The sequence below is a fragment of the Pseudoalteromonas sp. 5Ae-yellow genome, assembly GCF_014077565.1.
Lineage (GTDB): Bacteria > Pseudomonadota > Gammaproteobacteria > Enterobacterales > Alteromonadaceae > Pseudoalteromonas.
In genome coordinates this window covers 52,538-74,838 of record NZ_JACGWD010000009.1, presented here as the reverse complement: position 1 = coordinate 74,838, position 22,301 = coordinate 52,538, and the positions used below count along the sequence as shown (strand labels likewise).

The 22,301-nt window shown below is 40.0% G+C and carries 18 protein-coding genes and 1 pseudogene; 9 read left to right on the top strand and 10 right to left on the bottom strand.

All coding sequences use genetic code 11. The features are described 5' to 3' along the window. The first annotated feature begins 13 nt into the window (after positions 1–13). Complete coding sequence (locus H4J63_RS04490; protein WP_182194814.1) at positions 14–1,039, top strand: hypothetical protein; 1,026 nt, start codon at positions 14–16, stop codon at positions 1,037–1,039. Beyond that, entirely contained in the window at positions 1,036–2,148 is a 1,113-nt protein-coding gene (locus H4J63_RS04485; protein WP_182194811.1) for a HupE/UreJ family protein, read from the top strand. Before H4J63_RS04490 ends, H4J63_RS04485 begins: the two co-directional genes overlap by 4 nt. Positions 2,149–2,214: 66 nt before the next feature. Here the strand turns inward: H4J63_RS04485 and H4J63_RS04480 are convergent, their stop codons facing one another. From H4J63_RS04480 to H4J63_RS04450, 7 genes and pseudogenes are all read right to left on the bottom strand, one after another. After that, positions 2,215–2,841, bottom strand: coding sequence for a TetR/AcrR family transcriptional regulator (locus H4J63_RS04480; RefSeq protein WP_182194809.1), 627 nt, complete (start codon positions 2,839–2,841; stop codon positions 2,215–2,217). Between the two features lie 96 nt (positions 2,842–2,937). After that, positions 2,938–4,356, bottom strand: coding sequence for an efflux transporter outer membrane subunit (locus H4J63_RS04475; RefSeq protein WP_182194806.1), 1,419 nt, complete (start codon positions 4,354–4,356; stop codon positions 2,938–2,940). Then, entirely contained in the window at positions 4,353–7,487 is a 3,135-nt protein-coding gene (locus H4J63_RS04470) for an efflux RND transporter permease subunit (protein WP_182194803.1), read from the bottom strand. Before H4J63_RS04470 ends, H4J63_RS04475 begins: the two co-directional genes overlap by 4 nt. Positions 7,488–7,499: 12 nt before the next feature. Continuing rightward, positions 7,500–8,669, bottom strand: a complete 1,170-nt coding sequence (locus tag H4J63_RS04465; RefSeq protein WP_004588754.1) for an efflux RND transporter periplasmic adaptor subunit — start codon at positions 8,667–8,669, stop codon at positions 7,500–7,502. A 286-nt stretch (positions 8,670–8,955) separates the two neighbouring features. After that, positions 8,956–10,257, bottom strand: coding sequence for a hemolysin family protein (locus H4J63_RS04460; protein ID WP_182194800.1), 1,302 nt, complete (start codon positions 10,255–10,257; stop codon positions 8,956–8,958). A 147-nt stretch (positions 10,258–10,404) separates the two neighbouring features. After that, a pseudogene (locus H4J63_RS20515) lies at positions 10,405–11,094 on the bottom strand (amino acid ABC transporter substrate-binding protein). A gap of 129 nt (positions 11,095–11,223) precedes the next feature. Further along, complete coding sequence (locus H4J63_RS04450; protein WP_024605708.1) at positions 11,224–12,333, bottom strand: arginase family protein; 1,110 nt, start codon at positions 12,331–12,333, stop codon at positions 11,224–11,226. A gap of 454 nt (positions 12,334–12,787) precedes the next feature. On the opposite strand from H4J63_RS04450, the gene udp reads away from it, so the two are divergent. Then, positions 12,788–13,543, top strand: a complete 756-nt coding sequence (gene udp, locus H4J63_RS04445; protein WP_007582384.1) for a uridine phosphorylase — start codon at positions 12,788–12,790, stop codon at positions 13,541–13,543. A gap of 98 nt (positions 13,544–13,641) precedes the next feature. Here the strand turns inward: udp and cdd are convergent, their stop codons facing one another. Then, positions 13,642–14,568, bottom strand: a complete 927-nt coding sequence (gene cdd, locus H4J63_RS04440) for a cytidine deaminase (protein WP_182194797.1) — start codon at positions 14,566–14,568, stop codon at positions 13,642–13,644. A gap of 155 nt (positions 14,569–14,723) precedes the next feature. After that, positions 14,724–17,369, bottom strand: a complete 2,646-nt coding sequence (gene ppc, locus H4J63_RS04435; RefSeq protein WP_182194794.1) for a phosphoenolpyruvate carboxylase — start codon at positions 17,367–17,369, stop codon at positions 14,724–14,726. 120 nt (positions 17,370–17,489) lie between these two features. Between ppc and H4J63_RS04430 the strand changes: the two genes are divergently transcribed. The 5 genes from H4J63_RS04430 (at position 17,490) to H4J63_RS04410 (ending at position 21,326) form a co-directional block, all read left to right on the top strand. Next, complete coding sequence (locus H4J63_RS04430; protein WP_182194791.1) at positions 17,490–17,888, top strand: thiol-disulfide oxidoreductase DCC family protein; 399 nt, start codon at positions 17,490–17,492, stop codon at positions 17,886–17,888. Continuing rightward, a complete protein-coding gene (locus H4J63_RS04425; RefSeq protein WP_182194788.1) occupies positions 17,885–18,610 on the top strand; it encodes an SDR family oxidoreductase in 726 nt (241 codons plus the stop codon). Before H4J63_RS04430 ends, H4J63_RS04425 begins: the two co-directional genes overlap by 4 nt. Positions 18,611–18,619: 9 nt before the next feature. Further along, positions 18,620–19,228: a flavin reductase family protein gene (locus tag H4J63_RS04420; RefSeq protein WP_182194786.1), complete on the top strand. Its 609-nt coding sequence runs from the start codon at positions 18,620–18,622 to the stop codon at positions 19,226–19,228. Between the two features lie 101 nt (positions 19,229–19,329). After that, positions 19,330–20,550, top strand: coding sequence for a Xaa-Pro peptidase family protein (locus H4J63_RS04415; protein WP_182194783.1), 1,221 nt, complete (start codon positions 19,330–19,332; stop codon positions 20,548–20,550). Positions 20,551–20,666: 116 nt separating this feature from the next. Then, positions 20,667–21,326 (top strand): DsbA family oxidoreductase, encoded by a 660-nt coding sequence (locus H4J63_RS04410; RefSeq protein ID WP_182194780.1) that lies wholly within the window; start codon positions 20,667–20,669, stop codon positions 21,324–21,326. Positions 21,327–21,439: 113 nt separating this feature from the next. Here H4J63_RS04410 and H4J63_RS04405 read toward each other — a convergent pair whose 3' ends face one another. Beyond that, positions 21,440–21,928, bottom strand: coding sequence for an immunity 49 family protein (locus H4J63_RS04405; protein ID WP_310734701.1), 489 nt, complete (start codon positions 21,926–21,928; stop codon positions 21,440–21,442). Here H4J63_RS04405 and H4J63_RS04400 point away from each other — a divergent pair. Further along, positions 21,922–22,290 carry an endonuclease V gene (locus H4J63_RS04400; RefSeq protein ID WP_182194833.1) on the top strand — a complete coding sequence of 123 codons (369 nt, stop codon included), beginning with the start codon at positions 21,922–21,924 and terminating at the stop codon, positions 22,288–22,290. The genes H4J63_RS04405 and H4J63_RS04400 overlap by 7 nt on opposite strands. Positions 22,291–22,301: the final 11 nt, after the last annotated feature.

Below are 22,301 nucleotides of genomic sequence, written 5' to 3'. Positions count from 1 at the left end.
AAGGATATTTATAATGCATTTATCAATTTTTAAGTCCGTCGCATTTATTACTTTATGCCTAACACCCTTTGCGTTGAGCGCTGCGCCTTTTACCCCAAAAGATGATGCAGTTATTGCCAAAAGTAATTCAACGCTTAGTACTTCTCTCTCTGTTGACGAAATAAATACATTAGTCACTAACAGCCAATATGTAGGCCAAACAGAGCGTTTACAGGGGCTACTTAAAACCCGTTTAGCCCAGCTATATAAACAAACACCCTCATCTCAAATTGGTTACTTATATGCTCGCGTTTTACAAAAAGAGCACCTTTTTGACGAAGCTATTGATATTGCTAACAACGTTTTGATTGGAGAGCCAAAACATAATAATAGCCATTTATTGCTAGCCAATATATTTATGACTCAAGGTAAGTTCGCACAAGCAAAAAAACACTGCGTAGCCTTAATTGGGCAAGTAAGCACTATTACTGCTAGCACCTGTGTACTCGATGTACAAAGCCAACATGAAAGCGTTTTAGACAGCTACCAAGCATTAGTAAAAATTATAAATAATAATCAAACTAGCCTAGCTACAAACCATGTTTTAAGTGAAATGAGCTACCGTTTAAATAACTACAAACAAGCGTTGTCTCACTTACAAAGTGTAGATTTAGTTCAAGCCCCTGTGAGCCTTATTGTTTTATGGGCCGATATTCAAATTGCTCTAAATCAACCACAACAAGTATTAAATACATTAAGCGTACTGCTACCTGATAAAAGTAATTTAGAGGATGCTATTTTGTTAAGACTTTCAATCGCAGAAAAAAAACTAAATAAACGCGATAAAACATGGCAAAATACAATGGCGCAAAGAGTTACACTACGAGAGCTTCGTAAAGATTCTTTTCATGCAAGTGACTTAGCTAAATATTACCTTGATGTACAACCAAATCGCGAAAAAGCACTTTACTGGGCTCATATTAATTGGCAACAGGCTAAAATGAGCACCGATGAGCAATTACTTACTCAAGCAAAAGCGATGCAACGAGACACACTATGAAAACGCCTTATCTATTTATACTCACTTTAATGCTGTGTATTTTTTCAACTTACAGCTTTGCCCATCAACTAAGTACAAGTTATATAACCTTAAATAGCGAGAACAATAACGACACCAACAAAAACCAATACACGGGTACCTGGCAAATTAATATAGCCGACTTAGAGCACGCAGTACCTCTGGATTTAGATAAAAACGGGCAAATTTCGTGGGCAGAAATAAAAGCAAAACGCAGCTCAATTAATAACTTCATTGAAGAAAATTTAAATATCACGCAAAACGCGCAATCATGCCCTTTAAAAAGTGAAGGTATCTATCAGCTAGATAACCATTTTAACCAGCCTTATTTGGTGATTCCGCTGCAGTTTAGCTGTGATGACAATGAAACAATCTCCCTTTCCTATTCTGCTTTTTTTAAAACCGATGCCAATCATAAATCCATCGTAAATATAAACGGTGTATCTCGTGTATTTAATATCAACGAGGCACAACAAACGTTCAGCTTTGAGCAAACAAGTTATTTAAGTACCTTTAATCAATACGTGTATCAGGGTGTTTTACATATTTGGATTGGTATTGATCATATTTTATTTTTAATCGCCCTGTTACTTACCTGTGTTTTAAAGCGCAGCGATAAAGCATGGCAAGGTATTAGCTCTAAAAAACAAATTATTAAACACACAGCATGGATAGTAACCGCGTTTACGCTTGCGCACTCTATTACGCTTACCGCAACAGCTATGAGCTTAGTCTCACCAAATAGCCGCTGGGTAGAGCTTGGAATTGCTATATCGGTTTTATTTGCAGCATTAAATAATGTGTGGCCGCTGATACTTCGTTTAGGTTGGCTTACTTTTGCTTTTGGTTTACTACATGGTATGGGATTTGCGAGCGTACTTGGCGAGCTTGGCCTGTCGAGCGACTATCAACTGCTCAGTATTTTGGCGTTTAATTTAGGCGTCGAAATCGGTCAACTTAGTATATTACTGATAGCCTTACCAATACTCATTTATGTACGACACTACACTTGGTATAAAAAGTGGTTAATGCCAATGGGCTCCGTTGCTATCGCAATCATTGCACTTCAGTGGTCAATCGAGCGTTTTTAAATAGTATAAATAAAAAAGCTAGCCAAAATATTGGCTAGCTTACTTTTTAGTTATCTATTTTGAGCGTTACTGCGCTTCATCAAATGGCATCAGTAATGTTTTCATTGCAGGGCGAAGCGCTATGAGTACCGTTTCTTCGGTTAGCTCAGGGTAAAGTAACTTTCTAAGTAATAACCCCGCCATCATCGAAAAAATAACATTAATTCGGCTTTCAAGTTCAAGCTCATCAATGTCTTTGAGCGCACTTCGCTCGCTTGCTAAAAGCTGCCTCATGCGCCCTCTTGCTTGAATATCGGTTTCACGCAAAAGAGTAGCGACTTTAATATTACGACCCGCTTCTGCCATCATATCTAAATCGATAACACATGAGCCTGTATCCATGTGTCTTTGCACGCCAATATTTAAGCCATCTAAAAGAGCCGCCAAAACATCACCAGGGTGATCTTCAAACTTTTGAAAGATAGAGAACATTTCTTCCATGTCTTTTTCAATAATGCTTTCTATAATCGCCTCTTTGCTTTCAAAGTAATTATAAATATGGCCTGCACTCATCCCTGCCGTTTTAGATATTTCTGCCATACCTGCACCGTGGTAACCTTTACGGCGAAAACACTCTGCAGCAGCTGATAAAATTTGCTCACGCCTAGCAAGTGCTATCGCGGGATCTGTTTGCCTTTTTGCTTTAGGCTTCATGTTCAACTCCACTACCAAGTCATAAACTCAGTAAAGCAAGAGCTATAAATAGTCTCGCTATATAAATATGTAATGCGGCTTTAAAAGCCGCAAATATTATTTCTCTTCCTGAGTTGTTTCACTGGCTACATTCCATCCGCCACCAAGCGCTTTGTACAAGTTAATTTGACTCGCAAGATACGCTTGCTGACCCGCAATTAACTGCTGTTGCGCGCCGTACCACGTACGCTGAGCATCAAGTACTTGCAAGTAGCTATCTGCGCCTTTTTCGTAACGCATTTTTGATAAATCAAACGTGATTTGTCGACTACTTATAAGCATATCAAGGGCACTTAATTGCTCTTGGTAACCTTCTCTATCAGCAAGTGCATCGGCAACTTCGCGAAACGCATTTTGAATTTTTTGCTGATACGTTGCCACTGCAATTTCTTGATCTGCTTTTGCTACATCAAGATTTGCTTGGTTACGTCCCATATTAAAAATAGGTAAGCTAATTGTCGGCACAAAACTCCATGTCCCAGAGCCTGAATCAAACAAGCCACTTAAGTCACTTGAAGCTGACCCCGCATTGGCTGTTAAGCTTATGCTTGGATAAAACGCCGCACGAGCAATACCAATATTGGCATTTGCAGCAAGCATTAAATGCTCAGCGGCTTTAATATCAGGGCGCTGTGATAACAGGTCAGACGGTAAACCAACGGGTACTTCTGGCATACTGATCAAGTTAGTCAGGTCTTTATTAGGTAGTAAATCAGCTGAAACAGATTTACCTACTAATAAATCTAAGGCACTTTTATCACGCTTTAACAAACGTTTGTACGTTGCTATGTCTACTTTTGCCGTAGCAACTGTGCTTTTAAGCTGCTCAAGAGTAATAGAAGACGTCGCACCTAAATCAAAGCTTTTTTGCGTAAGCGATAATGACTCTTGCTGAGAGGTAAGCGTTTCTTTTGCAAGCTCTAGCAGTTGCAAATCAGTTGCATAATTTAGCCACGCATTTGCCAACTCTGAAATTAAAGACACCTGCGTGCTGTATTGACTAAGCTCTGTAGAGTATAAGTTTTGCAGTGCTTGCGCTGATTGGTTACTTACCTTGCCCCAAATATCTAACTCGTAAGAGGTAATACCCACTGTTGCACTGTATTGCGAGCTAATAGCTGCATCGCCAGTACCTGATAAGTCAGCCGGTAAACGCTGGCGCGTACCTGAGGCATTTAAATCAAGGGATGGATACAAAGCAGAGTCTTCAATTTGATATAAACCACGCACACGCTGCACATTAAGCACTGCAATTTGCATGTCTTTGTTATGCTCAAGGCTTTGACTAATTAACGTTTGTAGTTTTTCGTCATTAAAAAACTGCTGCCAATTTAATTGCTGCGCAGCGCTTTGCCCAGTATCTGATGCATAAGCATCAGATACTGGTAAAGCAAGGTCTTTTTGCTCTGGCGCTAGTTGGCAACCACTTAGCACCAATAAAGCAATTGCACTTAGGCTGAATGTTTTAATGCTCATTCTGCGCTCTCCTTCGTAGTCTCTTTAGCTTTGCCAGGAAATACACGGCGCACTAACACAAAGAATAACGGTACAAAAACAACAACTAATATTGATGATGCAAGTGTGCCGCCAATAATCGAAATACCTAACGCATTTTGCGCACCAGAACCCGCGCTTGAGGCAATAGCAAGCGGTAAAACACCACAAATAAAGGCCATCGAAGTCATAAGTATTGGACGCAAACGAAGGCGAACAGCAGCAATAGCCGCATCAACTAAGCCAAGCCCTTCTTCCATTTTATGAATCGCAAACTCTACAATCAGTATCGCATTTTTAGATGCCAAACCAATGGTGGTCAACAAGCCTACCTGCAAGTAGATATCGTTAGATAAGCCACCGCCAAGCGCTGCCATAATTGCACCAAATATACCCAGTGGCACAATCATCATTACCGCAAACGGTACCGACCAACTTTCATAAAGCGCGGCTAAACATAAAAATACAAATAACAGCGATAGGCCATATAGTAGAGGTGCTTGACCGCTACTAGAGCGCTCTTGGAATGAAATACCGGTCCACTCAGACGAAATACCATTTGGTAATTGTTTAACTAAACGCTCCATTTCATCCATTGCTTGGCCTGTACTGTAACCTGGCGCTGCACTACCTTGAATTTCCATTGCTGAAAAACCATTGTAACGCTCTAAACGCGGCGAACCATACGTCCAGTAGGCACTAGCAAACGCTGAAAAGGGCACCATATCGCCATTATCATTGCGTACATACCACTTATTTAGATCCTCAGGCACCATGCGAGATTGTACATCACCTTGCATATACACTTTTTTCACTCGACCACGGTCAATAAAGTCATTCACATAACTACTACCCCATGCTGTCGAAAGTGTACTGTTAATATCGTTTTGCGACACACCAAGCGCTTCGGCTTTTGCCAAATCTGTATCAAGTTGTAGCTCTGGCATATCTTCTTGTCCATTTGGACGCACGCCCGCTAAAATTGGACTTTGGCTTGCTAAACCTAATAACTGATTTCGTGCAGCTAAAAGTGCCTCATGGCCAAGGCCTACACGGTCTTGTAAGAAAATATTAAAGCCATTAGCAGTTCCCAGCTCAACAATTGCAGGTGGCGGAAAGGCAAAAACAAATGCTTCTTTTATCGTTGAAAAGTAGCCCATCGCTTTACCTGCAACACCTTGAACAGATAACTCGTCACGCTGACGCTCATCCCAATGTTTAAGATTTATAAAGGCAATTGCTGAGTTTTGACCAGAACCTGCAAAACTAAAACCAGTCACGGTTAAAATACCGTTTACTGCTTCAGATTGATCGTTTAAAAAGTGATTTTCTACCTTTTTAACAACCTCAAGCGTTTGCTGTGTTGTAGAACCCGCTGGTAATGAAACTTGGTTAAATAAAATACCTTGGTCTTCGTCTGGTAAAAACGCCGTTGGTAAATGCGAAAATACATACACCATGCCACCCACTATCACCGCGTAAATAAGTAAATAACGCTTAGAGTGGTTGATCATTCGGCTAACAAAGCCTTGCGCACCGCTATTAGTTTTATCAAACCCACGGTTAAAGCCAGAGAAAAATTTGCCAATAAATGAGGTGTTATCGTGAACGTGGCTTGGTTTTAAAAGCGTTGCACACAATGCAGGTGTTAAAATAAGTGCCACCAATACCGAAAGACCCATCGCCGATACCAGTGTAATAGAGAACTGACGATAAATAATACCGGTAGAACCACTAAAAAATGCCATTGGAATAAATACAGCCGAAAGCACCATAGCTATACCTACCAGCGCGCCTTTAATTTCATCCATAGATTTTCGTGTTGCTTCAAGCGCTGAGAGTTTTTCCTCGGTCATTAAGCGCTCTACGTTTTCTACAACAACGATTGCATCATCTACCAATAATCCTATGGCAAGTACCATCGCAAACATCGTTAGTGTATTTATTGAATAACCAAAGGTGTATAAAATACCAAACGTACCAAGTAAAACTACAGGCACGGCAATAGTTGGAATAAGTGTTGCCCTAAAGTTTTGTAGGAACAAATACATAACTACAAATACTAAAACAACGGCTTCAATTAAAGTGTGAATAACTTTTTCGATAGAGAGCGATACAAATGGCGTTGTGTCGTAAGGTACAACCGCATCTAACCCTTCAGGAAAAAATGGCTTTAACTCTTCAATTGCTTTTTTAACACCTTCAGCTGTATCAAGTGCGTTCGCGCCACTGGCTAATTTGATACCTAAGCCTGATGCTGGTTGTCCATCGTAACGTGCAACAACACGGTAGCTTTCACCGCCAAGCTCTACTCTAGCAACGTCCTCTAGACGCACAAAAGAGCCATCTGGATTGGTTTTAACTAAGATTTGTTCAAATTGCTCTGGCGTTTGTAATCGGCTTTGCGCCGTTACTGTAGCATTAAGCTGCTGACCATTAACCGCTGGCATACCACCAAGTTGACCAGCAGATACTTGTGCATTCTGTGCAGAAATAGAGGCGCTGATGTCGGCAGGTGTAAGCTGATAGTTTTGTAGTTTTGCAGGGTCTAACCAAATACGCATCGCGTACTGAGAACCAAACAGCTGTACTTCACCTACGCCTTCAACACGCGAGACAACGTCTTGCACGTTTGATGAAACATAATCGCCAATATCAATATTGGTCATGCTGCCATCTTTAGACACAAAAGCATAAACCATTAAAAAGTTACGCGCTGATTTTGCAACTACCACACCTTGCCTTTGTACGGCTTCTGGTAATAGTGGAGTTGCTGTAGCTAGTTTATTTTGCACTTGAACTTGTGCAATATCAGGGTCAGTTTCAGCGCTAAACGAAAGTGTAAGCGTAGCAGAACCACTCGACTCAGACGTAGATGACATATAAAGCAAGCCATCAAGCCCTTTCATTTTTTGCTCAATAACTTGCGTTACCGTATCTTCAAGTGTTCGTGCAGATGCACCAGGGTACGTTGCAGTAATACTCACTGCAGGTGGTGCAATTGAAGGATACTGCGAAATAGGTAAACTCCTAATCGCCAAAATACCTGCAAGCATCACTACAATAGCGAGTACCCAAGCAAATATCGGTCTATCGATAAAAAATCGTGACATTAAAACTCTCCGTTATTGCGCTTGATCGGCTTTAGCAGACGATTGAATTTCAGATGGGTTCACAGGTGCACCAGGGCGGATTTTTTGTAAACCTTCAACTATTAACTTATCGCCATCACTTAGGCCATCAGTAACAAGCCAATCAGAACCAATAGTTCTATCTACTTTTAATACGCGGCTTTCTACTGTGTTGTCTTTACTGACAACCATTGCTGTTGGTTCGCCTTTTGAATTACGGCTAACGCCACGTTGCGGAGCTAAAATAGCACCCGCTTTAACACCTTCCACAATAGAAGCTCGAGCATACATGCCAGGCAGTAATAATTTTTCTGGGTTTGAAAATTTAGCACGCAGTGTTACTGAGCCAGTACTTGGATCAACGGTCACTTCAGAAAACTGTAATGTGCCTTTATGAGGATAAATAGAGCCATCTTCCATAATAAGTTCAACGTCAGTTTGATTAGCCGAATCGACAGTTAGAGCACCTGATGATATTGCTTTTTTAAGTTGGGTAAGCTCATTACTTGATTGTGTTAAATCGATATAAATTGGATCTAACTGAGTTACTGTAGCAAGTGCTGTACTTTGATTGGCACTTACAAGTGCACCCACTGTTACGCTTGATTTACTAATTTGACCACTAATAGGAGAAGAGACGTGGCTGTAATCGAGATTAATTTGCGCTGATTTTAACTGCGCTTTAGCTGTTAATAATTCAGCATTAGCTTGCTTGTATGCGGCATCTGCTTCATCAAAATCTTGTTGGCTCACGGCTTTAATTTTTAAAAGTTCTTTATAACGCGATGCTTTTGATTTAGAGCTGGCAATGCTTGCCTCTGCGCGCGCTACGCTTGCTTCACTTGCTGCTAAGTCTGCTTCAAATGTAGCAGGGTCTATTTGATACAGTGCTTGGCCTTGTTTAACCTCATTACCTTCAACAAATAAACGAGATTGTACAATACCACTTACTTGTGGACGAATTTCAGCAATTTGAAATGCACTAATGCGACCAGGAAGTTCTTTTTTGAGAGTAAGCGCTTGGCTTTTTACTGTAATTACACCCACTGGGACAGCTTTAGGAGCTGAAGCTTGTGACTGCTCAGCAGCCTGATCACAACCAGTTAAAGCAACAGAACCGACGAGGGCTGACAATACAAATAAAGCGATGCGGGAACGCTGCATGTTAAATACCTTTTAGTTTAGAGTGAACGATCATTCTAAATTAAAATGCGCTGATAATGAATCTTAATAAGAAGAAATTTACACAAACTTACACTATTGAGTACAATATACGCCTTAGGTAGCATTTAATGTTAATTTGATGAAAATAGAATCAAAGCTGTTTGAAAATAAAGCAATTAAACAGATTGAAATAACCACTCCTTTTAAGCACAAAACTTTTAAATAGGCACAAAAAAGCCAAGCTAAAAACAACTTGGCTAGTTATATAAACGACTATCTTACTTTTTTAAAGGGGGGTGTCGTTCTGTGGATTAATAACTCTTGAAACTAACAACTGCTCTACCCTAATGCCCTCTACATCAACAACTTCAAACTTAAAGCCTGAAAAAGTTAAATGCTCTGCACGTTTAGGGATTCGCTTCATACTGTAAATTAAAAATCCAGCGACAGTTTCATAGTGCATCTGATCTGGAAATTCTTCTATATCAAGTACCTTTGCTAAATCGGTAATTGGAGTTAACCCATCTACAAGCCATGAATTTTTATCGCGCTCTATAATTAATTCATCACCTTGATGAGTAATTAAATCACCCATAAACCCTTTCATTAAGTCTTTAACCGTTACAATACCTACCGAAAGCGCGTATTCGTTTACGACAACAGCAAATGGCTTTGCTGCGCTTTTAAACGCATTTAAAGCTTCTGATAGGCTTAATGTTTCAGGTAAGTAAAAAACATCTTTATCAATCAGCTCATCGTTTATATTGGCGGCTTCGCCTTTGAGTACTTGTCGTAAAATATCTTTAGATTCAACAGAGCCATGCAATTTATCTAAATTTCCTGACACTACTAAAAAGTGATTATGAGGGTGATCAATAATTTTGGTCGCAATATCATGGCTAGATTCGTTTAAATCAAAATAGACAATTTGGTCGCGTGGCGTCATTACGCTTGATAAAAACCGCGCTTCTAGGTCAAACACATTACCAATGAGTTCATACTCTTGCTTTTGCAAACTACCATATGCAGCACCCGCTTCCATCATGGCAACAATGTCCTCAGTTGTAACGTTGTCTTCTCGCTCAGCAGGCACTTTAAATAAGTGCAGCACAAAGTTCGTTACCCCATTAAAAAACATCACTAGCGGAGTTAAGGCAAAGGTTACCCAGCGCATTATTGTAACGACTCTAACAGCGACAGCTTCTGGCATGATCATCGCTAAACGTTTTGGCATTAAATCGGCGAACAAGATAAACAGAGATGTAATAGTAAAAAATGAGAATAAAAAGCTAATTTTTTCTAAGTGTGCACCTTGATAAAAAAGCACTAAAACACTTTCAACATAAGGCGATAAAGCCTGCTCACCCACAATACCACCCAATATCGCAATCGCGTTGAGTGCAATTTGGATCATGGCAAAAAAAGCCCCTGGATTTTCTTGTAGCTTTAATACCGCTGCTGCTTTTATATTTCCTTCATCTGCCATTACTCGCAGTTTTATTTTACGCGACGCTGCAATTGCTATTTCTGACATAGCAAACAACGCACTGATCAAGATCAATAAGCTAATCCCGATTAAATCACCCATTTAACGCTCCAATAAGTTAGCGCTTTTTTAAACAAAAAGCAGCTGGATTATAATCGGTTTTTTAAACGCAGCAATTTATATTTACGAAATATATTTAAGCTATTAATTTTCAATTATTTAAGAGGTAAAACAGTGAGTTTAAAGTGCTTAAATTTTATTAAAGGCAACTTTTAATTGAGAAACTAAAGCCGGATCCATATTTATATTACAGGCAAAAAATAACGGAGACTGAGTTGTGTTTAAATCAAGTAATGGTTCTAGTAACTCAAGCTTAGGCTCTGTTTTAACTCGATAGTTAAATTGCTTTTTGTTGAGGATAACAAAATCAAGTATATGGTGACGAGTGCTTATGAGTTTATCTATTTTATCTAGGCTATCGATGAGTAATAAATGCTTGCTTTCACTAAAGCCCCTTTCAAGCAAATAATGATGACTAAAGTTATCACGCAGTACTGCTATTTTGTATTTTTTAGCATCATTGAGAGTGTTTAACTTTATACCTCTGGATTTTAGACCATAAATGGCAGAGTCAAAGCTTTCCAGTTCGCCTACCTAGTTAAACTTACTTTCTCTATTAGGTAATCGAACAATCGAAAATATACAGGTGTTTTTATCGCGTAGCGCTGCATTGTAGGATATGGCCCAACTATGCGCCAACATAGTGTAGTTTATACCTGTACCTTCTAGCGCTTTATGAACTTTTTCGACAGAGCGGCCAACGAGTTTGTTATCTTCATTAATATACTGAAAGTCCGGAAATACTTCCGTTACTATTGTAATTTCAGCTGCATCAACTTTAATACAGCTAATGAACAATAAAAAGATCAACAATTTCATCTAGCGAGGCCTCAACCAACTCATTATATGTATTTAATAAATATAGCTGAGGCTTTATGAACTGCTAGTTTTTAGTTATGTAATGCACACTTATACGCTGATAGTGCTAGTATCTATAGCTTCTACAGCTTACTTGTTCATTGCACTAATTAAAAAGGCTGAAATTTTAGCGCCTTCTCTAAGTGTAGTTTCTGAGCTTGATTGACCAACTAAAGAGCTGTCGGTAAATGGCGCTATCTCCATCATATCTGCACCCGTAATAGGAAACTCATCCGCAATGGCTGATAAAATATCAAGCGCATGCTGAGGCGTTAAACCGTGATGCTCTGGCGTACCTGTGGCGGATGCAAATTCAGCATCAAGTGCATCAATATCAAAGCTTACGTATATTTCATCAACGTTATCGGCTTTTAATTGTGCAATAGCGTCGGCAGCAACCGCTGCTGCGCCGCGTTCAATGATTTCATGTGCCCAGTGCTGTTTAACACCAAAAGTATTTTCCCAATGCGCTTTAGGCTTACCACTTGAGCGAATACCAAATTGTATTAAATGATGCGGCGCCGGTAAAAACTCTAGTATATGTGTACACCAAGAGCCAAAGCATAAATCTATGCCTAAGCGCTCAACAAGTAAATCGGTATGCGCGTCAAAGTGAATAATAGCCGTGCGCTTACCTTGCTCACGTTTTGCTTTTAAGTACGCTTTAGTAAGTGGGTAACTAATTGAGTGATCGCCACCAATACCAAATAATCCTTTATCTTTAAACGTTGCGTAAAAACTGTCGCACACATCCTCAGTGATTGATAACGGGCTTACGTAATAGTCGTTATCTTCATCACCATATAAGGCTTTTTGGCAATTAGAAATGGTTGCATCATTTAGGTATTTGTCATGAAGTAAATGTGGGATCACACGTACATCACCTAAATCAAACGAATGACACTGAGGTTGCTGATCAATTAATGCTGAGCGCACAAACAACGGCCCCCAGTTTGCGCCGCGTAATATCCCACCGCCACAGTCTGAGCTAATACCTAACATAACGGCTTTATGTGGTGAGTTTGGTAATTCGTTTAAAGACTCGCGCCACAAATTATCAACGTTTTCAGTTTGTCCATAAAGTTTATTACGCAGTGCGGCTTTGCGCTCTTTTGCAGTATTTACTGTGTATACGCCATCACCCGGTGCGCACAAACAGTGCTCAACTTTGTTTTTAAATGCTTCAAATTGTGTGCTCATAATAAACTCCTTCGGTTTTTATTCTGTACGTAGCTAATTACTTTTGAGTAGTTATGCAAAATCACTAAAAATGCCTAAACTTCAAATAAATGCCACTTTGCTAAATAAGTCAGTGCTTAATATAAGTAAACACGTTAGTTTTTACGTGTTCACTAAAAATTTAAGCCATTGAATTTATTTGATATTAATTAAAATCTGTAATCATCCATTTAATCGTAGTTACGCGCTTGAGTGATACTTATTATGTCTGCTTGAACATGTCAACAGCGCAACAAGGCTACGTATATAAGTACTTGAGTGAATATTCATAGTTGGTGAATAAATCAAATTAGCCCTTAAAATTATTAAGGCTTTATTGGAAGAGTTAAGACAAAACGGACAATCGTCCTGTACTTGATAAACGTTTCTAGCAATCATGCTAGATTGACAACAAATTATTATAAAAGGCTTAGCTATGGAAAAGGTATTTCACTTAGGACTATGTATTGACGATCTTAAAGGTGCAAAACTTGCGATTGTACCGGGCGATCCAGATCGTGCAGCACGTATTTCACAATTCCTAGACAACCCAACCTGCCTTGCTCAAACTCGCGAGTTTCATGTTTACTTAGGTCAATTAAACGGCCATTCTGTGGTTGTTTGTTCTACGGGTATTGGTGGCCCATCTACGTCGATTGCTGTAGAAGAATTAGCACAACTTGGCGTGCGTAAGTTTTTACGTATTGGTACAACAGGTGCGATTCAGCCACATATCAACGAAGGCGAAATTTTAATTAGCCAAGCGTCTGTACGTTTAGACGGTGCAAGTCAGCATTTTGCTCCTCTTAGCTACCCTGCTGTGTCTGACTTTTATGCAACACAAGCTATGGTACAAGCATGTAAAAACTTAAATATCGATTTCCATATTGGTATTACTGCATCAAGCGATACATTTTACCCAGGGCAAGAGCGTTACGATACGCATTCTGGTTACGTTCCTAAATCACTACAAGGTAGCTGCGAAGAGTGGCAAAAATTGGGCGTGATGAACTACGAAATGGAATCGGCAACATTATTTACTATGTGTGCAGCCCTTGGATTACAAGCTGCCTGTGTAGCAGGCGTACTTGTTAACCGTACTCGCCAAGAAATACCAAATGTAGACCACGGTGAAATTGAGCGTAAATCTGTAGCAGTAGTATTAGAAGCAGCTAAAGTATTACTTGATTAATACAGGTTATAGCAGTCAGTCAGTCAGTGAGTTAATTCGATAGAATGGCTCGCTTTAATAAAGCACAGCTCCGGCTGTGCTTTATTGTATGCAAGCCACTATTTAAGTGGTGCGCTAATTACTTTAAGTGCTGGTAAATGCGTAAAACTGGCAAGTACAGCTTTTGCCACTTGCGACTGGTTTTCACGACCCGCTGTTTCGAGCAATGTTATTCCCTTCACCGTACTTTCGTTAAAGCTAAGCCCAGCTAAAAAGAACTGACTTAGTGCACTTTGTAGTGGCGATAAACTTGGACTGTAAGCTGCATTTTCGGCGTAACTTCCGTAAAAGTCACCATCACTAAATGTGCTTATTTTTACGGCGCTAAAGTTGTGGCTGTAAGGCACATACGCATTAAGTGCAAAACGCGCAAGGGTTTCATCAAGGTCTTCAGCGCTAAAATTACCTTGCTGTGGTTTTGGGTTAAATAAGCTAAATTCGTTACCTAAATCGGTAGGTCCAAATGAATGCGGCAGTAATTCAGCAAGTTTAAATTGCTGATCAGGAAGTAAAATATCAAACTCTTTCGCATCAGCTAGTTCATTCATAAACTGGCGACAATACCCACAAGGCGCATCGCTAATAGCAATTTTAACTATTTTTTTAGCGCCGTTTAACCATGCGTTATTTATAGCCGATTGCTCTGCATGAACCACTAAACTCAATGCTTGATGATCAAACTCTACATTTGCACCAAAGTAAAAGTTTACCTCACCCTTTTCATCAAGTGCTTTAACAATTGCGCCTACATGAAAATCTGACACTGGCGCAACGGCATACTCAGAAGCTAAAGGTACTAAACCTTGTAGTAATACATCATCAGACACATTGAGTTGCGTGCATAACGCTTTAATATTATTAGAATTTAATATGCCACGCTGTGATTTTAATTGACTACGTAATGACGCTGTTTGCGCTACGCTTAATGTGATGTGCGAATTTGTAAGTGCTGTATCTTGCTGTACAGTAAAAGTTGCTGAAGCCATAACATTTTTTAATTATTCAATGGCTACGTAGTTTAAAAGTTTAGGATGCGAAATACCAGCCTATTCAACGCAAAAAAAGGGAGCACATCGCGTGCTCCCTTTAATTTTAATTGGTATACCTAACAAAATAATTGATTGGTATACATAACAAAATGTTAGCCGGTATTGCGCATACCTGCTGCAATACCTGTCATTGTGATCATTAATGCATTATCAATGTCACCTTCGCTATGTTTTTCCTGTGAGCGAGCACGGCGTAAAAGCTCAACCTGTAGTAAGTTAAGTGGATCGGTGTACGGGTTACGTAAACTAATCGACTCTTTAATCCAAGGCTGTTCGGCTAATAAGCTTTTTTGTGGGCTAAGTGATTGCACTAAGCTAATGGCTTCTTGAAGCTCTTTACGAAGTGTTACACCCAGTGGTTTGTACATATCTTCCACCAGCGCATTATCATAATGCTCACTCAACCAACAATCGGCTTTACTAAATACCATTTCTAGCATTTCTAAGCGAGATCTAAAGAACGGCCACTGTAAGCTCATTTCGTTTAGGGTTTCTGCGCCGTACTTATTAAGCGCAGCTTTTAGGCCTGTTAATGCACCTAACCATGCTGGAAGCATTAAACGGTTTTGGCTCCAAGCAAAAATCCATGGAATAGCACGCAGGCTTTCAACACCGCCATTAGGATTACGTTTTGCAGGGCGAGAGCCAAGCGGTAGCTTAGACAGTTCCAGTTCAGGTGTTGCCATTCTAAAGTAAGGTACAAAGTTTTCATCATGGCGAACTACATTACGGTAGTGCTCACACGACTCCTCACTTATTAGCTTCATTACTTCGCGCCACTCTGGTTTTGGCTCCGGTGGCGGTAATAAGTTACTTTGCAGAACTGCGCCTGCGTAAATATTTAAGCTTTGCAGTGCTACATCAGGTAAACCAAATTTAAAGCGAATCATCTCGCCTTGCTCGGTTACACGCAAACCACCTTTTAGAGAGCCTGGTGGTTGTGAATGCAGTGCTTGTGCAGCGGGTGCACCACCACGACCTACTGTGCCACCACGTCCGTGGAATAAAACAAGCTCAATACCACGTGCATCAGCAAGTTGTACTAGTTTATCCATTGCTTCGTACTGCGCCCAACCTGCTGCCATCATGCCGGCATCTTTAGCTGAATCAGAGTAACCAATCATTACGTTTTGGGTGTTTTTAATGTGCCCGCGATACCAAACATTATCAAGCAATGTGGTAATTACATCACTGCCTGCGTTTAAATCGTCAAGTGTTTCAAAAAGCGGTGCTACTGGTAAATCAAAGCTGCAGCCGCTTTCTTTTAGCAATAGTTGTACCGCTAAAATATCTGACGCTGTGCGCGCCATCGAAATAATATACAACCCAAATGTGGCTTCGTCTTGCTTGGCAATCACATCAAAGGTATCAAGTACTTCTTGTACATCTGGGCTTGGTTGCCAATGTTTTGGAATTAGCGGTCTGCGCGAGTTAAGCTCTGCAAGTAAAAATGCTTGTTTGTCTTGCTCTTGCCATTGGTTATAGTCGCCTAAACCTAAGTAACGCGTCAGCTCAGAAAACACATCGCCGTGGCGAGACGAATCTTGGCGCACATCAAGTTTAGCTAAACGCAAACCAAAGCTATTTATACGATGCAGTAAATCAAGTAATAAGCCATCCGCAACTACTTTCATATTACACTTTAATAACGATCGATAGCACACTTCAACCGGGTGTTTAAGCTGATTAATATCAGTAATTAAATCTTGTGAATCGCTGCGCTTATTTTTAATTTTAGCGCCCAGGTTAGCCACGGTCTCTGCAACTTGGTTTTTAAGCTTTTTGATCACCGCTCTGTATGGTTCAAAGTCTTGACCTGCCAACTCAATAAGCTCATCACTGGCGTCTGACATAGATAGTTCAGCGCACAACGTTTTTAAATCTTGAATGTATAAGTTAAGTGCCATCCAACGACCATGATCAAGCACTTCTTTTGTTACCTGCGATGTTACAAATGGATTACCATCACGGTCTCCACCCATCCAAGATGTAAACTCAATTGGGCTGTAATCTATTGGTAACTCTAAACTGAGTTGGTCTTTAACATTTGCTGAAAATTCACGTAAAAAACGTGGTACCGCATGCCAAAGGCTATTTTCTATTACGGCATAGCCCCATTTAGCTTCATCTACTGGCGTTGGACGAGAGCGACGAATATCGTCGGTATGCCACGCTTGGCTAATCAGCTGTTCAATACGATTTAAAATATTGTCACGCTCTTGCACTAAGTTATCTTTTCGCTCTAATGATGCAAGGCAATCACTTAGTTCAACATGTTTATTGATGATAGTACGGCGCGTAACCTCGGTTGGGTGAGCAGTTAGTACTAAGTTTATGTGGAGTTTTGAGAGTGTTTCGGCCAAATGATTACTGTCTAGCTGGCCTTGTTCTGCTTTTGTAGCTAACGTTTTTAATGTTTGAGTGAGAGGGTTTTGTTGACCAAGGCCAACGTCATTAAAACGCGAAACGGTATGAAATTGCTCTGCTACATTAGCAAGGTTTAAAAAATGATTAAATGAACGGGCAACCGGTAAAAGCTCTTCGTCACTAAGCGCATGTAAAACTTCTATAAGCGCTTGTCTGTCGTCTTCGTTACCACTGCGAGATGATTTAGATAAAGCCCGAATTTCTTCTACTTTATCTAAAATAGCTTGGCCTTGAGCATCCTTAATAGTTTGTCCTAGTAATTGCCCAAGTAAATTTACATTACCTCGCAAGGCGGCATATTGTTCACTCATTTCTCATTCTCCTTTGTTTCGTAGGACACTATTAATATCATCATGAAGAGATATTTAATAGATCCATTTGCAATGTCTTGTCGTAAAAAAGTATATATAAAATAATCACAAAGAAATTACATGATCATTTTTTACGATGGAAACTGCCCTCTTTGCAGCACCGAAATGCAGCAACTAAAACACGCAGACTCTAAAAATCTAATTACGCTTGAAGATCTTAACGCGAGCGACTTTAGTGAACGCTACTCGTATATCGATAGAGACAAAGCAATGACTTACCTACAAGCTCAAAAACAATCAGGTGAAATGATTTACGGGCTTGATGTAACTTACGAGGCATGGAAAATAGTGGGTAAACACGGCTGGTTGAAAATTTTTCGCTTGCCAATAATTAGCTTTTTCGCTGACTGTGGATATGTGTTATTTGCAAAATACAGACATTCCCTTAGTAAAATTTTAATGCCAAACACAACGTGTTCTAATGGGCAATGCAGTTTAAAAAATAAGGGTAGTAAATGAAAACCATTGTTTTATTTGGCGCTAGTAGTGCGATTGCAAAAGCGTATGTTGAGCACTTAAATAACCATGCATCACAATTTAAGGTTCTGTGTGTCAGCTCAAGTGAATACAGCAGCGCCCCTACAAACACTGAATACTTTAGCACCGACTACAGCGCTCAAAGCTTGGCTATTTTTACCCAGCACTTAAAAGACACTCAAGCCGATTTACATCAAGTTATTATATTCAATGGTAAACTTCATAACACTCAACACATGCCCGAAAAAAAGTTAGAAGATTTAAACGCTGATTATTTTAACGAGTTACTAAATGCTAATACACTCACGCCGTTACTTTGTTTACAGAGCATATTGCCTCTATTAACCCACAAAACGCAGAGTACTATTACAGCATTGAGTGCGCGCGTAGGTAGCATAAACGACAATGAATTAGGTGGCTGGTATACCTATCGCGCATCTAAAGCGGCGCTTAACATGCTATTTAAAACGGCGGCTATTGAACTTGCTCGTCGTGCTAAAAACACCAAACTCATTTTGTTTCATCCAGGCACCACCGATACCGAACTCTCAAAGCCTTTTCAAAAAAACGTACCTGCAGGTAAGTTATTTACGCCTGAATTTGTAGCTGGGCAACTTTTTGAATTAACAAACAACAACCCTGATTTAAAACTTAACGGTGAACCTGCTTATTTAGACTGGCAAGGTTCAACCATACCGTGGTAAGGATTTTTAATGCATTTTACTAAAGCGCGAATAGGCGCACTTGAAAAACATACCCGTACTCACTTAATCAACTCTCTTTCGGGTTTTAAAAGCGCTAACTTAATTGGTACACAAGACTTACTTGGCAATACTAACTTGTCGATTGTAAGCTCAGTTATTCACCTTGGGGCTAACCCACCGTTAGTCGCAATGATTATGCGTCCTCATAGTGTGCCGCGTCATACGTTTGAAAATATTTTACAAACGGGGACTTACACCATTAATCAAGTGAATAAGTCGATTTATAAACAAGCTCATCAAACCTCAGCCCGTTACGATAAAGACGAATCTGAGTTTGATGCTACAGGCTTAACACCTGAATACTTAAACGACTTTGCAGCGCCTTTTGTAAAAGAAAGCCGCTTAAAATACTCGGTTAAATTTGTAGAAAACCAACATTTAGCCATCAATGGGACTGAGCTCGTTATTGGCGAAATTATTGATGTTTTTGTTGATAAAGCCGCGCTGCAAAGCGATGGTTTCCTAGATTTACAAGCAATAGAAACAGTGGCAGTAACTGGGCTCGATAGCTACCACACAAGTAATAAACTTACGCGTTTACCTTACGCTAAAAAATAATATGACCTTTTAAGAGGCTATTAATTTATAGCCTCTTATCGCATAACATTGAATTTTACCTTGGTATTAATCACACTAGCTAAAAATCCAAGGAGAAAAATATGACCACTATAGGCATAGGTACACAATCTAGCGAGCAAGCGTTGGCAAGCTTAAGCAATATGACGCACACGCTAACCCCTATTGCAGCTGACGAACATTTAGAGCGCATAGCCAAGGCGCAAGCGTATATGCTAGCTAACAACATAGATGCAATTTATTTAAACGCTGGCACCAACCTAACCTACTTTACAGGTATGAAATGGTACGCGAGCGAGCGCATGGTTGGCGCGATATTACCTGCCCTTGGTGAAGTACAATACATTGCACCTTATTTCGAAATTGGTTCACTAAACGGGTTTAAAGTAATAGAGGGGCCTATTCATGGGTGGCAAGAGCACGAAAATCCTTATGCACTTTTTGTCGAAGTATTAAAAAAGTTAAACATTGATGAAAACGCAACCATTGGCATTGATGAAAGCGCACAGTTTTTTATATTCGACGGCATTAATAAAGCGCAAACGGGTTTAACCCTCATAAACGCCCAACCTGTAACGGCGCATTGCCGTATGCATAAGTCAGTTCATGAGCTTAGCTTAATGCAGCGCGCGATGGACATGACCTTAGCCGTACATCAAGCCACAGCAAGCATGCTTTATGAAGGAATAACCACCACCGAAGTAGAAGCCTTTATCAAGCAAGCACACCAAAAAGTAGGTGCACCGGGTAACTATTTTTGTATTGTTTTATTTGGTGTTGCAACGTCTTTCCCGCACGGTGTTAAAGACGCCCAAGTACTTAAAAAAGGCGATATGGTACTAATTGATACCGGCTGTAAAGTACACGATTACTTATCAGATATAACCCGTACCTATGTATTTGGTGAACCAACAATGCGCCAACGCATGTTTTGGGATCATGAAAAAGCAGCGCAAATGGCGGCGTTTAGTGCAGCAAAAATTGGTGCTACCTGCGAAGACGTAGACGCTGGCGCACGGACTTATTTAGCGGCGCAAGGATTAGGCCCGCAGTATCAAACACCGGGTTGCCCGCATCGAACGGGTCATGGCATTGGGCTAGACATTCACGAATGGCCATACTTAGTTGGTGGTGATAAAACCCCACTTGCCACAGGCATGTGCTTTAGTAACGAGCCAATGTTAGTTATACCTGATGAATTTGGCGTGCGCCTAGAAGATCATTTTTACATGACCGACAACGGCCCTCATTGGTTTACTGAGCCTAGCCATAGTATTGACGACCCATTTGGGCTTAACGCTTAATACCTTCTAAAAGAGCAGCTGTTTAGCTGCTCTTTTTAGTTTGGTATTGATAAAGCTAAATTAATCCCAATATCCTTTTTTATACTTAGTTATAAGCAATCCTCAAAAGGATAAATATGAAAAACTTTAAAATTGATATCGTTTCAGACGTAATGTGCCCTTGGTGTGTAGTGGGTTATAAAAACCTAGAAACTGCACTAGAGCAACTTAAAGACGAAATGAGCGCAGATATTACGTGGCATCCTTTTGAACTAAATCCAGATATGCCAATTGAAGGTCAGGATTTAAACGAACATTTAATGCAAAAGTACAACCTAACAGAAGAGCAAGGCGACGAAAATCGTAAAAACATGTTCGAAGCAGGTCAACGTGCTGGGTTTACGTTTAATTTTGATGGCAAACGCATCATGATCAACAGCTTTGATTTGCATCGTTTATTAATGTGGGCACGTGAAGAAGGTAAGCAAACCGAGTTAAAACTCGCCTTTTTTGAAGCGCACTTCACTGATTTAAAATACTTAAATCAAGAAGAAGCACTGCTCGACGTTGTTGAAAAAGTAGGTCTTGATAAAGAAACTGCGCGCAGTATCCTACATTCAGACAAATACGTTCAAGACGTACGCCAAGAGCAAGACAACTTTAAACAGATGGGTATTACTTCTGTCCCTACATTTATCATAAACGATAAATATGCACTTACTGGCGGACAACCAAGCGACTCATTCATTCAAGCACTAAAACAAATTAGTGAAGAAGAAGCGAAGCAAGAAGCTTAGTTAGCTAGGAAAAATTAAAGGCTGCAATATGCAGCCTCTTAGCCTAGTTTAAATAAATGGTTATACACCGCAATCCGCCTTATACAATTAACTCGTAGCCAAACGAGGCTGATTTAAGCATATTCAAACTCTTTATAAATCAGCCACTTTGGAAGGTAGGGAGTGTCGGGCACTTGCCAACCATGTTTATCATAGGCAAGGCTAGCCACTGCGCTTATTAGCAGAGCTACATCGCCTTCCCACGTAACTGCGCCCTCTGGTGGATCATTGTAGAATGTATAATGTAATTCAATAGCCTTATAGATTGCCCGTTTATAATGAGCTTCATCGTTTGATAAAAGCGCTACCCACACATCCAAATAAGGCAAGAAAAGCTTGTTCACATAAGGCGCTCTAAATTCATCAACATGCTCAGGGCCTGATTTCTCCATTACTTCACGCAATAACTCAGTTTGGTCCATATCTTGTACAAAAATATTGCGCACAAAATTAAACAGCGCAACGTTAAACGGCTCGTTAAACTCCAACCAATCTTCTTCGCACCGACAGATTAACTTAGCCGTATCAGTATCTCTTAAGCAAAGCGCTAAACTCAATTGCACTAACCAATTATCAACAAACCAGCAGGGTCAGGTCTTGTATCTTAGGTGTCACCTTAGATATACCCACCATAGGCTGTGGCAAGAGCAAGTTATTAGGTGAGTTTAAAGAACTTGCAAAACACCGTGGCTCAACGTCTGATTTAATAGATGACAACAAGATTATTGGCAAAGTGCTACGTACGCAAGATAATATCAAACCTGTTTATGTATCCATTGGCCATAAAGTATCACTAGATACTGCAGTTGAGTGGATATTAAAACTAGCGTCTAAATATCGACTCCCAGAAACCACTCGTCAAGCAGACCAATTGGTTAATAAAACTTTAAAAGAACATAGAGAAAAGACTTATGAAAAACCATAAGTCTCACATAC

Excerpts from the sequence above, each read along its gene's own strand:
- H4J63_RS04490 (WP_182194814.1), top strand. The coding sequence starts at position 14 with ATGCATTTATCAATTTTTAAGTCCGTCGCATTTATTACTTTATGCCTA.
- H4J63_RS04485 (WP_182194811.1), top strand. The coding sequence starts at position 1,036 with ATGAAAACGCCTTATCTATTTATACTCACTTTAATGCTGTGTATTTTT.
- H4J63_RS04480 (WP_182194809.1), bottom strand. The coding sequence starts at position 2,841 with ATGAAGCCTAAAGCAAAAAGGCAAACAGATCCCGCGATAGCACTTGCT.
- H4J63_RS04475 (WP_182194806.1), bottom strand. The coding sequence starts at position 4,356 with ATGAGCATTAAAACATTCAGCCTAAGTGCAATTGCTTTATTGGTGCTA.
- H4J63_RS04470 (WP_182194803.1), bottom strand. The coding sequence starts at position 7,487 with ATGTCACGATTTTTTATCGATAGACCGATATTTGCTTGGGTACTCGCT.
- H4J63_RS04465 (WP_004588754.1), bottom strand. The coding sequence starts at position 8,669 with ATGCAGCGTTCCCGCATCGCTTTATTTGTATTGTCAGCCCTCGTCGGT.
- H4J63_RS04460 (WP_182194800.1), bottom strand. The coding sequence starts at position 10,257 with ATGGGTGATTTAATCGGGATTAGCTTATTGATCTTGATCAGTGCGTTG.
- H4J63_RS04450 (WP_024605708.1), bottom strand. The coding sequence starts at position 12,333 with ATGAGCACACAATTTGAAGCATTTAAAAACAAAGTTGAGCACTGTTTG.
- udp (WP_007582384.1), top strand. The coding sequence starts at position 12,788 with ATGGAAAAGGTATTTCACTTAGGACTATGTATTGACGATCTTAAAGGT.
- cdd (WP_182194797.1), bottom strand. The coding sequence starts at position 14,568 with ATGGCTTCAGCAACTTTTACTGTACAGCAAGATACAGCACTTACAAAT.
- ppc (WP_182194794.1), bottom strand. The coding sequence starts at position 17,369 with ATGAGTGAACAATATGCCGCCTTGCGAGGTAATGTAAATTTACTTGGG.
- H4J63_RS04430 (WP_182194791.1), top strand. The coding sequence starts at position 17,490 with ATGATCATTTTTTACGATGGAAACTGCCCTCTTTGCAGCACCGAAATG.
- H4J63_RS04425 (WP_182194788.1), top strand. The coding sequence starts at position 17,885 with ATGAAAACCATTGTTTTATTTGGCGCTAGTAGTGCGATTGCAAAAGCG.
- H4J63_RS04420 (WP_182194786.1), top strand. The coding sequence starts at position 18,620 with ATGCATTTTACTAAAGCGCGAATAGGCGCACTTGAAAAACATACCCGT.
- H4J63_RS04415 (WP_182194783.1), top strand. The coding sequence starts at position 19,330 with ATGACCACTATAGGCATAGGTACACAATCTAGCGAGCAAGCGTTGGCA.
- H4J63_RS04410 (WP_182194780.1), top strand. The coding sequence starts at position 20,667 with ATGAAAAACTTTAAAATTGATATCGTTTCAGACGTAATGTGCCCTTGG.